Source organism: Pseudomonas sp. UMAB-08, from assembly GCF_900095225.1.
Classification (GTDB): domain Bacteria; phylum Pseudomonadota; class Gammaproteobacteria; order Pseudomonadales; family Pseudomonadaceae; genus Aquipseudomonas.
The window spans coordinates 279395-294842 of record NZ_LT607418.1 but is presented as its reverse complement, the minus strand read 5'-3'; the positions used below and the strand labels follow the sequence as shown (position 1 = coordinate 294842).

The following is a 15448-nucleotide window of genomic DNA, read 5'->3' as shown; positions in this document are numbered from 1 at the left end:
GCTCATCGTGACCGGTCATTTCGCTAACAACGTGACCGGTTTCTCCACCCGATTGCGCGGGGTCTAAATTCTAACCGCATCGGTCACGATGCCGCTTCTTCTTCCGTCTTTTTACGTCGCAGCGACTCACCTTTCATCACGATTCGATACGCGCTGTGCACCAATCGATCAAGTAAAGCGTCGGCCACTGTCGGATCGTTGATCCAGCCGTGCCAGTGATCGACCGGCAGTTGGCTGGTCAGTACCGTCGACCGCGAGCCGGCGCGGTCGACGATCACTTCCAGCAGGTCGTGCCGGGCGTTTTCTTCCAGCGGTGCCAGACCCCAGTCGTCCAAAATCAGGACGTCGACTTTGGCCAGTTGTTGCAGCGTGCGGCCGAAGCTGCCGTCGCCGTGGGCGATGCGCAGTTGTTCCAGCAGGCGTGGCGTGCGCAGGTACAGCGTGCTGTAGCCTTGGCGGCAGGCCTGGTTACCCAAGGCGCAGGCGAGCCAGGTTTTGCCGACGCCGGTTGGGCCTGTCAGCAACAGGTTGTGCTGTTGGCGGATCCAGTCACCGCTGGCCAGGGTTGCGAGCTGGCGTTCGTCCAGGCTTCTGCCTTGGCGGCGGTCGAGGTCTTCCAGGCAGGCGCCGGCGTATTTGAGTTTGGCTTGTTTACGCAGTCGCTCCAGACGTTTGTTGTCGCGCCAGGCCAGCTCGCGGTCAAGCAGCAGACCGAGTCGCTCATCGAAGCTCAAGCTGTGGCAGGCCGGCAGTGTCCATTGCTCTTCCAGCGCCTTGGCCATGCCGCTGAGGCGCAGTTGATGCAGTTGGTTAAGGGTGTGTTGGGTCATCATTGAACAGCTCCTTTTGGGTGTAATAGTCGGCACCGCGTACGTTCTCGTGGCGGCTCGGGTATGCGGGGGTTGTGGTCTTGGGCAGCGGTTGCTGGTCGAGCCCTTGTTTGAGCAGGTTGCGTACGGTGCGGCTGTTGAGCGCGCGCAGTTGGACGGCGCGATGGGCCGCCGCTTCAAGGCGCTCGTTGCTGTACTGGCGAGCCAGCGAGAGCAGCCCCAGGCAGGATCGGTAGTCCATCTCCGGATGGGGTTTGTGGGTCAGTTGATGTTCGACGATCTGCCGGACGTGCGGGCCGATACGCTCGCCCCAGTCGAGCAGGCGCTGAGGTGTCCAGTCGCGATGGGCCTTGTGCGAGGCCGGCATGTGTTCGCTCTGGGTGCTGTAGGCGCCGCGCCGCGCGAGCAACAGGTGGCTGGCGACCCGGCGGTTGCCATGCAGAATTTCGACGGCATGGGCGCCCACTCGGGCGTCGACGCTTTGCCTGGCCAAAGCCGAGGGCACGCTGTAAAAGCCGCCATTCACCTCGATGTGGTAGTCGATGTTGACCTTGCAACGCTTGAAGGTCACGACCTCATACGGATGCGCCGGCAACGGTTTCAGCACCGGCTGGTCGAGTTGCTCGAACCAGTCCCGTCGGCATCCGTCGAGCTTTTTGAACGGGCGTCGGTTCAAGTCCTCCAGCAAGGTGGCTATGGCCTGATTGAGGGCGTGCAGGCTAAAAAACTGCTGATGCCGCAACCGCGCCATGATCCATCGCTCGACCACCTGCACCGCGACCTCTGCCTTGGCTTTGTCCTGAGGCTTGCGCGGTCGCGCCGGGAGCATGATGGCGCCGTAATGCTGGGCACACTCCAGCGTGGCGCGGTTCAGACCCGGCTCGTAACGGTCGGGCCGGGCAACCAGGGCGCGCGGGTTGTCCGGGACGATCATTTCGGGGACGCCACCGAAGTAGCTGAGGGCCTGGCTCAACGCCGTCAGCCAGTCCACTTGGGTCTCGCCCGGCGTGGCGCATGCGTAGGTGTAGTTCGAGGCGCCGAGGGCCGCGACGAAGATGTGCGCCTGGCGGATCTCGCCGGTGGCGGCGTCGATCACCGGCAACGTCGGCCCGGCGTAGTCGATGAACAGCTTCTCGCCCGCGCGGTGCTGCTGGCGCATCGAACGCTTGAGGGTACGGGCGTAGCTGCGGTAATGCTCGACAAACTGGGTGTAGCGGTAGGTCAGCCGGTCGGGATGAGCGGCGGTGTACTCCTCCCGCAGCAGTTGTAGCGTCACGCCTTTGCGACGTAGTTCGCGGTGCAGGGTGATCACGTCGGGCAACACGCGGTCGCCGCGTGTGTGCAGGGTCTTGGCGGCGGGCACTAGGGCGGCGCCGAGCGCTACCTCATCCAGTAGAGCCAGCGTGGCCCACTCGATACCGGTGTCGCGCGCCGCCTTGATGTACTTGCTGACGACGCCCTTGGACAGTTGCAAGGCGCGGGCGATTTTCTCGTGGGACAGGTCGGCCTCGAACTTGAGGCGCAGGCATTCTTTGATATTACGCATGGCTACTCGCTGCGCCGCCATCCTTCGATTCCCCGAAATGGGACGGAGGGTGGCGGCGGGTCAGGTCATGCGCAACGCAGTGGAGGGTATTTCGCTAACAACGTGACCGGTCATTTCGGTAAGGGCGTGACCGGCTGTTTCGGAACAGGCGGAAAATCGGTCACGTTGTTAGCGAAATGAGCGGTCACGATGTACCGAAACGGGCGGTCACGGTGGGCCGAAATACGCAGCAAGCAGTTTATCTTTGACATTTCAGCGCGATGGATGCATATGAGGTAGCGGAGGGCGAACCTGGCCGGACCCTTCTGGGTAGAGGCATCGGAGGGTGTAAACAATGGATCTGTTTCAGGACGACGTGCCGGTGATGGCACAAAATCTCTCTTTGAGCCAACTTGGCTCGTCGCCCGAGGTGTCATCTGAACTGCCAGCAGAGGTGAGACTGGTTGCGGCCGTTTCTCGGCTTATCGATTTCCACCAAACCCGCAGTAGTGGTGGGAGTATTTCGATCCCTGAGGTTCCTGAGTCCGCAGCAGGCAACCTTCATCTCGCAATCTCGTTGATCGCTGCGCTTGGTCGCTGGGAGCTGGAGCAAGGTCAGACTCTGGTCTCGATCAAACTCCTACAGCAGATCCTTAGCGAAGACGTGCAAGCCTTCGATGAGGCAGCGTTGGAACACTGCATCCTGTCGCTTTCCCGTCCACGAGAAATTCGTTACGGCGTCCAGACCACAGAGGGCATTGCCTACGCTCGCACCAGCGATACGACGCCGCTTCTGATCTTTGATAGCAGCTTGAGACAGGTTGGTCTTACCGATAACGCGAGACTGTTCATCCGTGTGGCTGAGCTAAAGGACAGCTGGTTGTACAGCGATCTAGATGCGCAGCGTCTGCTAGCCGCTCTCGAGCGGCGGCAGTTTGGGGATATCCCGCGCTTCTGCCGGGAGATGCTCCGAGATCTTGCGGCCAAAGCCCGTCAAATTTCGGATGTTTCGGAGCGACCAGCTTATACCGATCTACGCGATGGCTTGATTCGCGAGGGCGTCACCATCAGCAGTGCACTTCGGGATGCTGCAGACCTAGTGCATAAGGCGATGCAACACCTCTTCTCGCCACCTGTAGTAAGCGCCTTCGATCTATGGAAAGTCTCGAACAACATTTCGTATGAGCTGAGCAATCTCCAGGCGGAGATGGAAAACGTTCTTCAGGTGACGGAGAGTCTTTCCAGGAAATTCGTGCGCTTTCTGACCGATGCGCAGAAGGCGCAAACAGTTCGAAGCCCATCGGTAGGTTTTTTGGAGCTGGTCCACTCGCTTCATTCGCGACCAGATGGGTTCCTTGAGCAACTTGAATCTGCAACGACCGATTTTGTCCCCTGGTCCCCCGACCTGGCCTTCTTTAGCCCCGATCTCATCGCTGGCGAGATCAGCCTATCGAGGCTCCATGCCCAAAGTCTACCTGCTCCGCCCAAGCTCTCGTTCCGCCAGACCGATCAGGTGGATGATCGTGTTGAACAGGTGCATGAATTCCTGCTGCGCAATGCTGAGCTGATAATTGATTCGTTGAAGGTTGGCCCCAAGCTACTCGAAGAGCTGATGAGTCTTGACGGGTTGGTCTACGAAGGGGGGGAGGGGCTAGCCGACTTCACAGGTATTTACTCCTACCCTGAGGTCTTCGAGGTGGGTAACCAGAGCATCCGAGTGGTGCATCAGGACGACCTTATTGAGGTTTCATCAGAAAACTCCGTGCTGGTTACCAATAATCCGATTCTGTCCCTGGAGGAAGTAGCTGATGTCCCCAGCTGAGCAAGGCTTCGTTTTCTCGATGCTACTTAAACACCGGGAACTCTCCACCCGTCCAATAGGGCGCTCGGCGTTTCCCGAAGAAATACGAACAGCTCGAATCTTGTACGACTGTGGGCAGACGGTACTTGATGACTTCGATGAATTTCTCTCCGGGCAAGGTCTTGGGTTGCGGATTCTTGATGGCATCGCAGACCTCGCTATTCCGGACCAGAGTGGGCGCCCGATTGTCTACTACATCCTGTGCCGTCGGTTCGGTGAGGAGGCTCCCTCCTACGTGGACGTCCGGGCATTCTTTTCGGATTTCCGCGACCGGCGTCGAGAGCGCAGCGCTGATGACGAAGCGGTGGAGTTGAACAAAACATCCTCGGTGTTTTGGATTGCGAGGCTTTGGTTGACCCTCCAGTACTTCTTTTACGATCGAATTGATCGGCCGGTAGGCAACCTCTACAACTGGCGCAACGCCATGGTGAAGGAGATAGACTTCATCACTCAACTGAAGACCGATGTAGAGACGATGGGAAACGCAGGTCGCCCTGAAGGCGAGGCTGGGCTTCTTTGGGACGACTATTGGCAAAAGCGAGAGAGCATCCCTCAGATCGCTCGCCGGTTCTTCAAGCTCATGAAGCAGTACCGAATGATCGAGCCGACTGACCAGGAAGGAATCTGGCGTCAGACACTGGTGGCTGCCGTGGATATGTCTGGTATCGCTGACCGCTCGTTGCGCTACTTGATGCCCGCGACCGATCAAGCGCTTTTGCTTCGCTCCCAATCGCTCATCAACGGCTACGAAGAGTTTTCTATAGGAGAGGAAGATGCCCCTGATTCACGCATTTGAGGTCTCAAACTTCCTGAATCATCGACGAAAATCTCCTTGGATGCCCGACTGGCCCTGCAATCGCTTTCTGCTGGGTGGCTTCCATGCGGCGCTCAACATTCCGAACGGGCGCGGCAAAAGCACGATGATGTTGATGCTCCTGGCGATGCTGGCGGGGAAAACAAAAAAACTGAATCAACTTATGCGAACACACGGCGCGCCGGAGTTTACAGGTTCATTCACGCATCTGCGCGTCGAGATCACTCACCGCAATCCGGACCACGAAGACCTGCTGCTGGGGCTTGTTGGACCCAGCGATGGCGAAAGAATGGTGTTCGGTATCTATGGCAACGCGAGGGAAAACCGGGCATTCGACTTCTACGCCTATCGAGGGACGCTAGATGACTGCCCTCTGGGAGTGCAGGTAGGGCCGGTCATCGACCTGTTCTCTCGTGAGGAATTTTTAGATTGTCTGAGGAAGCGCCCAGGTCTGTTTCCATCCAACCAGAAGGAGCGGCAGGACGAAGAGTGGCGGCGCTTCATCGCGGAGCACTTCGATTCGGCGGCAATTCAGCAGCAATACGCATATCAGTTGGCGAATGCTGCAGAGGGGGCAAGCACGTACTTTGATGTCGCCTCCAAGACCGGCAACTACAGCGCTGAACTGTTCTACAAGCACCTCGCCCCTGAGCTACTCGCAGATGTGATGGGGAGTTACAGCGAGGAAGATGAACGTGGCATCGAAGACACTATCCATGAAAAGGCCAGTAGCGTGGTGCGGGCGCGCAAGCGAACTCGGGAGACAGCGCGCGAGCTGGGAGAGGCTAATCGTGTTCTTGAGTGCTTGAGTGAACTCGACGCTGAAGTGCAGCAGATTGAAGCGGCACAAGCCGATCTACATGCCACACGGCAGCCATTGATTGAGGAGCTTTGCGTTCTTGAGGACGCCGTCGTCACGAATCCGATCGCAGGTTCACCCAGGGTTCCTTCTGCAGATGATCCCGATCTGTATCTCTACATGCTTCTCCAGCGTAGCGAATGGTGGATCACCGATCAGGGGCTCGCATTCCTGCTGAATGAGTCTGTGAAAACTATTAATCAGCGAGCAATGAGGGCCTTGGTTGCACGCACCGACATCACTAGCGTCCAGAAATCGCAAGTCATTGATTTATATTGTGACCTTGCTCGTCGAACGCCTGATCGCGGGGGGCATTCAGCCAAGCTTTACAATCTGCAGGATGCTCTGACTGTCTGCTTCGACGCGATGAAAAATTGGTCGGGAGAGGACAGCGAAGCCGTTGTTTCGCAGTTGAAAGCGGCTTTTGCTTGGGCGAAGGATCAGGCAGATACCAATCCGGCTCGTCGCGAGATCCGAAAGGCTAATCTTCAACTAGCTGCTATCGCGGCGCAGAGCCGCGTTTTGGAAACGGAGAGCGCATCGCTTGATGAAAAAGCTTCCGAACTGAGGCAAGAGGAAGAAGGCCTTAAGAGCGGCGGCATGGCTTGGGAGGCGCTTCAGAAAAGTGGCTACTTCAGTGAACAAGAGCTAGCTGACCCAACAAACACTGCAGCAGCTGTCGCGTCTGAAGCCGCGAGCGCCAACCAGGGGGTCGATGACCACAACAAGATCACGTCCGAACGTCGATTAGTTTTTTTGCAGTGGCAAGCATTCCAGGCCGAATACGGTGACGGCACCTCTCCAGGAGCGCTGGCGGAAGACCTGGAGCAAGAGAAGACCGTGGCAGAGCAACAGTCGAAAGACGCGGAAGGCCGCCATGCTACCCAGAAGGACTTGGTCTCGGGATTGTCTCGGGAACACGAACAGGCTAGATCCACCGTAGAGCAACTTCGCCAAAGTCATTCCAAGGTGCTCCACCATCTCCCTGGCACCTACAAGTTCAAGGAGATGTTTGCGGGTGAACCTTCGGACGGGTTGGAGCAACTAGTTCGCAGCCAGCTAGATGATGCCAAAGCGAAGCACAAGCGTTGCTCTGAAGATATGGGAGCACTCTTTGGAGCAGTCAAAGCGCTCAATGTATTCAATCAAGCGTATCCAAACAGTGACCCGGCTCAGTGGCTCCGTGCGCGAGAAGATGCGCGAAAGGAATTGATAAACCAAAATGCAGCCACTCGCATGGCATTGGGACGTTCGCAGGAGTTGCTGCAGCGCGCCGACAAGCATTGGCAGACAGCCATTCCATTTGAGCTGCGCTTCTCGGGATCCTCGACTGACGGGTTGGAAGCGAACGTTCTGAACGAGCTCCAAAGAGCGCAAGCGTCGCTCGACCAAGATGAGTCTGCCCTGCGCTCCATTCAGCCTGACTTGGCGGCGATTGAGCAGTTTCAGCATCGCTTCCCCAACATGCATCCTAGTGAGTGGCTGGCAGACCGAGACCAGAAGTCGGCTCATGCGGCCGAGCAGATTTCTGCAAACAGGCCGCGATTGGAATCGTCACTTGCTCAGCACCAGGTCGTTTTGGAGCAGAGGGCTCAAGCTGAAGGATATGACACTTGGTTCTTGAATGAGGATCCGTACGGCCTAGCGGGCAAGGTCGTAGCACAGTTGGAGTCAGCAAGACAGCGGCGAATTGATTTTGCCAAAGCCCTGACTCACATCCAGGCAGAGCTTGATGCTGTCGATGCGTTTAGGACCGAGGTTGCTGAGGTGGAGCCCGGTCTCTGGCTTGAACAATGGCGTGCATCTCGTTCTGACGTTGAGCATGCTCTGGCCGAGAAGCGCGGAGAATATGAGCGCGTCGCTGAGCGGCGCCGAATCCTCGATAAAGAGCCTGTAGTACCGAATGCAACGGCACGTGCGGCGACGGAAATAGCGGGGACTGCGGCTCAACCACTTTACGCTTTTATCGAGTCTCTAGAGCTCAATGAAGCTCGCAGGGAAGTGGTTCTATCGCTGTTCTCTGCTCTGATATTTGCTCCCGTGCTGTCCAACGTTGAAGCTGCTGCCGAGGTCGCTGTGCGATTGGCTGCAGCCGATATTGACGTGCCCGTATTGGTTGCCGGTCCGCTGGCCGAGTTTTGTCGCAGCGGATCAATTTCTTATCGAGATGGAGTGGCTGATAGCTGGCTAGTAGGAGTGAAGACCTGGCCGGTAGCTTGTCTGCTAGACCCTAATCTTCTTCTGCAAGAGCGCGCTCGGCTTAATTCTTTGCTCAGTGAGCTGCTGAGCCATATTGGCGACCTGAAGACAAGCTACGAGCGGTTCGTGGCGCAGGAGCCATTTGCTCGTATTGCTGCGCGGGCCCAGGACGCGATTGAGCGCGGGATCCCTGATCGCGGAAGTGAGCTCAAAGCCCAGATCCAGCGGATCGACGAGGCCCTCCCAGCACTTGCGATTCGTGCCTCTGATGATGCTCAGCGAACGATTGAGTCTCGGATTGTTGTCACCGAAGTATTAGGCCTGGAGTCCGGCGCTAGCTGGGATTCCATTCTGCACTCCATGGCTGAATTGGATAGCCGTATCCAGGAGCTTCAATCCTGTATCAGTGAGGCGCAAACTATTCTTGCCGAGCTTGAGCGAGATGTGGACCAGGAAGCTAATGCGGCCATCGCTGCGAAAGCCATTGGTGAAGGCAAACCGTCTCAGGCAGAACAGCTGTGCGGATCCATTGCCCGTCTTCGCTCTGCATTGCCCGGTTTTGAAGATAGGGTGTCGGATGAAGCTAGGTCTTCTATTCGCGCCATGGCAAGCCTTCAGGACTTGCTTGGACTTGCTTCTCACGCCTCCTGGCAGATCGTTTTGGAAGCACGGTCCAAGGTTGAGGAAGAGCAGGCCGTCCAGGAGGCAAAGCTCCAGGAAATTTTCCAATCGATCGAGGAGTTGAACCAGTCTTCATCGATTGAGTCCTTCGCACGCGAGGCAGCCGCGGCCATCGAAAGCGGAGTTCCTGAGCGACATGCCGCATTGGTGTCGCTGAACATTGATCTTGGCCAAAGGATGCCTCTGCTTGAGGCGCGAGCTTCGTTCGATGCACTTACGTCCATTCGAGCCATGTGTGCTGTAGAGCAGGAGCTGCAGGGCAGATCGATTGATGAGTTGAGTCTTGCGATTGAAGCGGCGGATACCAAGCAAGGCGACCTCTCTGACGATCTCGCTACCAACCAGACATTGCTCCAGGAGCTGGAACAACTGGGCAAAAAATGCCGGGAAAGACTTCTCCAAGCTTATTCACAGTACCACCAGATTGATGACCTCAGAGGTCTCCAAGCCTTCGCAGATCACACGGAATATGGGCCCGACTTCATGAGTAGGGCTGACGATACAAGCGTCCACCTTGAGCGTGCGCGAGACCATGCTCAGCACAGAGCTGCGTTCGATTTTCAGGGCGTGACGCAGTTTGTGGAAAGCGGAGGAAGCGCTCGCCTGACGTCAATTCAGACGGAATTGGGGCAGGGAGAAAAGCGCCGGCTAGACATTGCCGAGGTGCTTAAGACCAATCTGACAACGCATGAACAACTACGGCAGGCCCAGGATCCGCTTCGAAGAGCTGCTCAGATCATTGACGAGTCAATTATACGAGTGCGACGTAGCTACCTAGAGCGCAAGAAAGTGATACCTGACGCCATCGCTCTGAGCCCCGAACAGCTCCGCAGCCACGAGCTTTATCAGGCGTTTCATCCTAAGGGCGATTTCTTGCTCATGGACCTCGCGCGCAGCATGGATCAAGCCTGTGAAAGACTAACGTCGGAGGAGGCTGAGCAGTTGCAGCAACGCTACAAAGATGCTGACCAGAATCTCCAGCGTCATACGGAGAATTTCATTAAGCTTATCGACAAGGCGCTGGGCGACTCTTACCTCAAGTTGCCTGAGGTGGCACGCACGCAGCTACGGCAAGCGCGACAAAATCCATCGTTAGTCACTGCGATGCTACAAGCGACCCAGGTGTCTTACACTGAGAACCTGAAGGTCAACACGATTGCTGATAATCACCTTACTGAGGAGCGTGCTGGACTCAGCAGCTGGCTTACAAACTTCACGCTACGCCTGCCCGACAACCTTAAGACATTGCGAAGTATCTTCTCCCCCAAGGTGGACCCAGTCTCCAAGACTGTCCTTCGGGCTGGGTTCATCATCGAGGCAAAGGTTATCGATTCAGAGGGAATCCAGGCGTTGATCGAATCGATCATCCAGGATGTAGAGGATTACGAGGCAAATGATCAGGCTAAGGAGTCCTTCGTAAGGGATACCCTGAAGCGCTCGTTGAGAGACAATATCCGCGAGAACTTCTATCGGAAAGTCATCGTCAGCCCGCGCATCTATCTCGTTCTGCCCGCGATGAGTGCGGTAACTCTCGAGATGGAACGCAACATGGCAAGCTCCGGCCAGGGCATCGCAATCACCTTCCTGTGGATCTTGCGGCTTTCTGAGTTCATCAGTGAGCGAGAAATCCGTCGACAAACCGTTGGGCGTGCACAACGTAAGCGGATGCGCGATAGGTCCACAGGCTTCACCATTCTGGACGGTGCCTTCTCGCACCTGTCTTCGAAAAACTTGATCGCCGAAACCTTGAAGGGGATCGAGGATACGACGGGCCGCTTCCAACTGATTGTCACTGTCCACGATCCGGCCTACCAGAATGACTTCAACCGGTTCCCGGCCCTGGTTGTAGCGAGAGAGATGCAGGGGCATTACATGCGCGCCTGGTCTCACCTGAATGAAATAGGAGAAACAGATGCTTTAGGTCAGAACAGCCTTGCTACCTTCCAAGCCATACGGGTGTTACGACCAGCCTCAACGGAGGATAGTCGGTGAGCATTGATGACCGGTTGCCGGAGCTACAAGATGCAATCTGGAAACGACTTGGGAAAGGTTCTTTTCTGAGGCCAACTGGGTTACTGGAAAAGCTTGGTAAAGACCTGGGAATTCACCCCGACGACGTCCGGCGTGGATTTATTCGTCTCAAGGAGCAGGGGTGGTTGGGAAACGTGGCATCCAACGGAATTCCGCTCGGCCAGGTCAGTATCCTGACTCCGAAGCCAGCGGAAGCTGAACCAGCATCGCTATTAGCTTGGCGCTCGGCGTTACAGCGCTGTGCCTTGGATGAGGGGGCCAAGGCTCTGCTCGAGACAATACATTTGGTGACTGATGGATTGTCTCCAGAGATGTTGGAACGTTTGGCGGCTGGACTTGGCCACTTGCGAAACGAGCTTAACCAACCCTCAACAGAGTCGATGTTTGTCATTAGCTCGAAGCACCTACTTGGGTCATCAAAAGTCATCGGCAAACTTCCGGCAGCTACGTTGCGACAGTTCTGTCCCTCGTTGTTCGCCCAACCGGATCGCATTCCATATGTGGTGACTGCTGGTCCCGCGATGCCAGAGCGAGTCGTGCTGATTGAGAATCCTTGGGCATTTGAGCGCGCCATTGAGGCGGGCCTGGCGAGGCGTCACGCATTGATTGCCACTTTTGGCTATGGGCTGTCCAAGAGCGGTGATGCCTATGGCAAGCAGTTGCAGAACCTGCTTACAGGAAATTGGTCAGCCCTGATCCAATTGCGGAGAAATTCCGAAGTAGCAGAGATGAGTGAGTTGCTCACTCATCCTAGGATCGAGTTCTGGGGCGATTTCGACCTGGAAGCGTTTCGGATATACCGGAGTCTGCTTAAGCGCATTCCGCAGCTTGTTCTTAGTCCTCTTTACGGGCCACTGCACTCCCTCCTTCAGGCAGGCAAAGGACATGAGTATCATCAGATCACTGGTAAGGAGGGACAGGCTCCTTTAAGCGCCGATGAGTTTGCGGACCTGCCAGAGATCCGGCAACTTGCGGAACTGTGCGCCAAATGCGGCTTGGATCAGGAGTGTCTCTCGCTGCAAGAAATTGCCGCCCATGGCGAATCCGAACACCAATTTCCATGCTAAGTGGTCGAGAATGAAGCAGTGAAAGTCGAAGCTCAAGAGTGATCTCAAGCAGAATCCATGTCTAGTGAACCTGGATCTGTCTTTTCGGTGGGGACCCATCCCCTGTTGATCCTGACACCGCCGGCTTGATGATCGTTCGTCCGATTGGCTATGGGTAGAATCCAATAGCCTTGCTTAGAATTACCCCTTTTTCCGCTCTTGAAACACCCCAGAAACAAGTCCAGAATTGAGTCTTTTCCTGCTTCGGCAAGAAAAGAAAACCCTTAGATTTCAATGGGTCGGACGCTAGATGCGAGTCTCGTTTCCCGCTCCAAAATTTGGCTTGTGAGCTTCATTGAAGTTCATTAGTTGTAGAAAAAAGCGACCTTAGGGTCGCTTTTTTCGTTGTGCCGAAAAACACTTCAGTCCAGTGCTCTCCAGTATTCAGAGACGCACCGTAAACAGCGGGTATAACGTCGAAGTGGTGTTCAGTCGGTTGGTCGAGTTCCGCTGTTGGCTGGCCGAGACTACAGAACCCGCCAGCGCAGTTGTAGCGACAGAGGCGGCCATCGCTATAGGCAAAGTGCTCAGTGTTCGGCCGCATGCGGATAACTTTCCTGGCCTCATTTTTCGAAACCATCCTTGCTCCAGGCGCAGGGTTGATGGCGTTGGCGTGTGTTAAAGGCTCTGCGTGGTTTTGCATTTGGGGAAGGTTGAGCAGCCCCAGAATTGTTGGCCGGCATTGGCACCCGTTTTACGGATGCGAATAACCAGTGCGCTGCCACATTTCGGGCATTGTCGTTCGGCTGTTGGGTCGCTACGGCGTTTGAGGTTTTGCACGTGCTCGCGGTGGGTTGCGAGCGTCGGGGCTCGGCGGCCTGTTTGCAGGGCGTGCATGAGGGCATCGACTTCAGTCTCGCTGAATACCGGCTGCTGGAATGACTTGATGTAGCGGATAAAACCGATGCCCTGGGTGACGTTGTCCGGCACCTCAGTTTTGAAGGTACTGCCGCCGATGAAGGTAATAACCGAGTGCAGGTGCTCCGGGTTTACGCCAAGGGTGGCCTCCAGTGCCTTGAGGTGCTTGTAGTTTTGGCGCAGCGGGTTCTGGAACTTGAACGTGCATTTATAGAGCTTCTGCGTCCACTGTGGCTGCTTTTCGCTGCCGAATATCCAGCCGTTCATGTTCTTCGTTTCCAGCACGAAGACGCCATAAGGCGAGAGGAATACGTGGTCGATCTGCGTGGTGCCGTCAGGTGTGCTCAGGGTGACGTTGTGCAGTCGGCGGTAGGCTTGCTTATCCAGCTGCCAATGAGCAAACAAGCGCACCAGGAGTTCGCCGGTGTGGCCCTTGGCCCAAGGCGACTTGAGAAGGCCGATCAGCAGCATCAGCGGGATAAACCAGCCCAGCGTGCCCCAAACCTGCGCGATGATGGGGGTGAAGTCCATTTCTCTGTTTCCTTTTATTCGGTACTGAACGGATGAGCCGAATTATGAACCTATTCGGTTCATCGATGGGTTAACAACCACCAGCACGATTACTCGAACGTTTACAGGTAGGGTGCTGCGCTGCTGCGAATCGCCTAGACAACGCGCGGGGCTTGCTCGCAGTGCTCTCGGTGAAGAGTTAGCACCTGTTCCACGGCTTACAGCAGCCTGCGGATGCGCTCCTTGGGTTGTTCGATGTCGTCGTTTTGGGCGAACTCCAGAAGGCCCAGGTGGGCGGCAAATAGCGACTTGTTGCCCGCAAGCTCGGCTTGGGTGAGGCCACGATTGAGACGTTATCAAAGCACGGACGAGCGGTCCGGTTGGCATGCAGGATATTTACGCAGCCATCGACCAAGAGTGATTACCACGCTGTTTACCGAATAAGGGTCGCGTGGTGCCCTAAAAACCCAATCTGTGTTCGTCGCGTTGCTGTTTTGCCAATTTGACCAACGGCAGAGGTCTGTCGGACAAGGGAGGGTACCGACAGACGACTGCAGCATCGTTGCTTTGCTGGTTCTATTGCTTCTGTGGGTCGAACTGTTTGTCCTTGATAAACAGCGCCGGAATCACACCACAGATGAAGTAGGCCGCGCCCATGACTAGAAAACCCACGCCTATCGAGCCATGAGAGGCGAGGAAGCCGATGGCTGCCGGAGCAATCGCTGCGCCCAGGCGCCCGATGTTGTAGGCGCCGCCTACGGCGGATCCGCGGAATTTGGCCTCGAAGCTTTCAGTCATGTAGGTGGCGTTCACACCGTAAGGAATGCCGTACAAAAAGCCGAACACCACCAACATCCACAGGATGTTTTACCGAAGCCTATCTGCGGATGAAAAATCACGATGAAGTGACCGACGACTTTGACTCGTTTCTCGCCGAACACTCAGGGTATTACCAGGACCCGGATTTCGTCGCCGAGGGACTGCGCGAACGTGAGTGTTTTTCGGCTCAGACCCGGGCTCTGGCGTCGATCGATGCCGGGGTAATCAGTGCTTTCTCCGGGCAGGTACAAGACACCATCAGTTGGCTCAAAGGCAATGGTGTGAAGTTCGACTTTCTGCCAACCCAGTTTCTGACCAGCACTCAACCTCGGCTTTTGCCGGTTGGTGGCGGTGAGGCGATCGTCGAAGCGTTGGCAACCCAGGCTGAAAAACTGGGCGCCGAATTTTTCTACGAAACCACCGGGCGTAGCCTGATTACTGCGGGATGCAACACGGTGAGCGGGTTGCGGGCCTGGTCGCGTGAACACGGTGAGCACTCTTTTCTGGGCGCCGTAGTACTGGCGTGCGGCGGGTTCGAGGGCAATGCCGAAATGCTTGCTCGCTACCTGGGGCCGCGCTCGGTATTTCTTCGTCCAGTGTGCAAGGGCGGCTATTACAACCGTGGCGAAGGTATCGAGATGGCGCTGAACATTGGTGCCGCTCCGGCTGGCGAGTTTGGCAGCTATCACGCCGAGCCGGTGGACCCACGCTCGGGCGTCTCCGAGCCCTCGATCTTCATCTTTCCCTATGGCGTGTTGGTCAACCGCTTTGGTGAACGCTTTACCGATGAGGCGCCCGGCACTGTGGACGCCTGGTATGAGCGGGTGACGCGGCAGATTTATGCCCAGCCCGAGGGCATCGCATGGGTGATTCTGGATCAGCGTGTCAAGAACATTCCTAACTATCGGCTCGGCATTCGCACCGATCAGCCGGCCATTGAAGCGCCGACGCTGGCCGAACTGGCGCAGAAAATCGGCGTTCCTGCTGCAACCCTGGAGGCCACGCTGGCTGGATACAACGGGGCGTGTCGCGAAGGTGAATATCACCCGTTGAAAGTCGATGGCCTGTCCACCGAAGGCCTGCAACCCCCTAAAAGCAACTGGGCGCTGCCTGTCGATCAAGGCCCCTACCTGGCCTATCCGATCATCTCTGCCAATGTATTTACCTTCGGCGGGCTGAAAGTCGACGAGCAGGCCCGGGTGGTCAACGGCGATGGCCAGCCTATCGACAATCTTTACGCCGCCGGCGAAACCGTGGGCCTTTATTTTGGCAACTACGCGGGAGGCACATCGGTACTCAAGGGGTTGGTGTTCGGGCGTCTTGCCGGCTATCACGCGGCTGGCGCCGTCTAACTG

7 protein-coding genes and 2 pseudogenes are annotated in these 15448 nt (G+C 56.5%); 5 read left to right on the top strand and 4 right to left on the bottom strand.

Features of this window, described 5'->3' with window-relative positions:
- Positions 1-83: 83 nt before the first annotated feature.
- Both istB and istA read right to left on the bottom strand, forming a co-directional pair.
- The gene (gene istB, locus K0F75_RS11180; protein ID WP_219061918.1) at positions 84-833 is read right to left on the bottom strand and encodes an IS21-like element helper ATPase IstB; all 750 of its coding nucleotides are present in this window, start codon (positions 831-833) and stop codon (positions 84-86) included.
- Positions 834-852: 19 nt separating this feature from the next.
- A pseudogene (gene istA / locus K0F75_RS11175) lies at positions 853-2397 on the bottom strand (IS21 family transposase); the annotation flags it as partial.
- Between the two features lie 313 nt (positions 2398-2710).
- On the opposite strand from istA, the gene K0F75_RS11170 reads away from it, so the two are divergent.
- Genes K0F75_RS11170 through K0F75_RS11155 form a run of 4 tightly spaced genes read left to right on the top strand, consistent with a single transcriptional unit; the run spans position 2711 to position 11867 of the window.
- Positions 2711-4177 (top strand): hypothetical protein, encoded by a 1467-nt coding sequence (locus K0F75_RS11170; RefSeq protein WP_219061916.1) that lies wholly within the window; start codon positions 2711-2713, stop codon positions 4175-4177.
- A complete protein-coding gene (locus tag K0F75_RS11165) occupies positions 4164-5012 on the top strand; it encodes a hypothetical protein (protein WP_219061915.1) in 849 nt (282 codons plus the stop codon). Before K0F75_RS11170 ends, K0F75_RS11165 begins: the two co-directional genes overlap by 14 nt.
- Entirely contained in the window at positions 4990-10761 is a 5772-nt protein-coding gene (locus tag K0F75_RS11160; protein WP_219061914.1) for a hypothetical protein, read from the top strand. Before K0F75_RS11165 ends, K0F75_RS11160 begins: the two co-directional genes overlap by 23 nt.
- Positions 10758-11867, top strand: a complete 1110-nt coding sequence (locus K0F75_RS11155; protein ID WP_219061913.1) for a hypothetical protein — start codon at positions 10758-10760, stop codon at positions 11865-11867. The genes K0F75_RS11160 and K0F75_RS11155 overlap by 4 nt, the downstream gene beginning before the upstream one ends.
- Positions 11868-12524: 657 nt before the next feature.
- On the opposite strand, the gene K0F75_RS11150 is transcribed toward K0F75_RS11155, so the two are convergent.
- Positions 12525-13295, bottom strand: a complete 771-nt coding sequence (locus K0F75_RS11150; RefSeq protein ID WP_219061912.1) for a nuclease-related domain-containing protein — start codon at positions 13293-13295, stop codon at positions 12525-12527.
- A gap of 555 nt (positions 13296-13850) precedes the next feature.
- Positions 13851-14141, bottom strand: a pseudogene (locus K0F75_RS11145) (MFS transporter); the annotation flags it as partial.
- A gap of 20 nt (positions 14142-14161) precedes the next feature.
- Here K0F75_RS11145 and K0F75_RS11140 point away from each other — a divergent pair.
- Positions 14162-15445: an FAD-binding protein gene (locus K0F75_RS11140; RefSeq protein ID WP_219061911.1), complete on the top strand. Its 1284-nt coding sequence runs from the start codon at positions 14162-14164 to the stop codon at positions 15443-15445.
- Positions 15446-15448: the final 3 nt, after the last annotated feature.

Bases quoted from the DNA above. Each gene is read 5' to 3' on its own strand.
- istB (WP_219061918.1), bottom strand. From the start codon at position 833: ATGATGACCCAACACACCCTTAACCAACTGCATCAACTGCGCCTCAGC.
- K0F75_RS11170 (WP_219061916.1), top strand. From the start codon at position 2,711: ATGGATCTGTTTCAGGACGACGTGCCGGTGATGGCACAAAATCTCTCT.
- K0F75_RS11140 (WP_219061911.1), top strand. From the start codon at position 14,162: ATGAAAAATCACGATGAAGTGACCGACGACTTTGACTCGTTTCTCGCC.
- K0F75_RS11165 (WP_219061915.1), top strand. From the start codon at position 4,164: ATGTCCCCAGCTGAGCAAGGCTTCGTTTTCTCGATGCTACTTAAACAC.
- K0F75_RS11160 (WP_219061914.1), top strand. From the start codon at position 4,990: ATGCCCCTGATTCACGCATTTGAGGTCTCAAACTTCCTGAATCATCGA.
- K0F75_RS11150 (WP_219061912.1), bottom strand. From the start codon at position 13,295: ATGGACTTCACCCCCATCATCGCGCAGGTTTGGGGCACGCTGGGCTGG.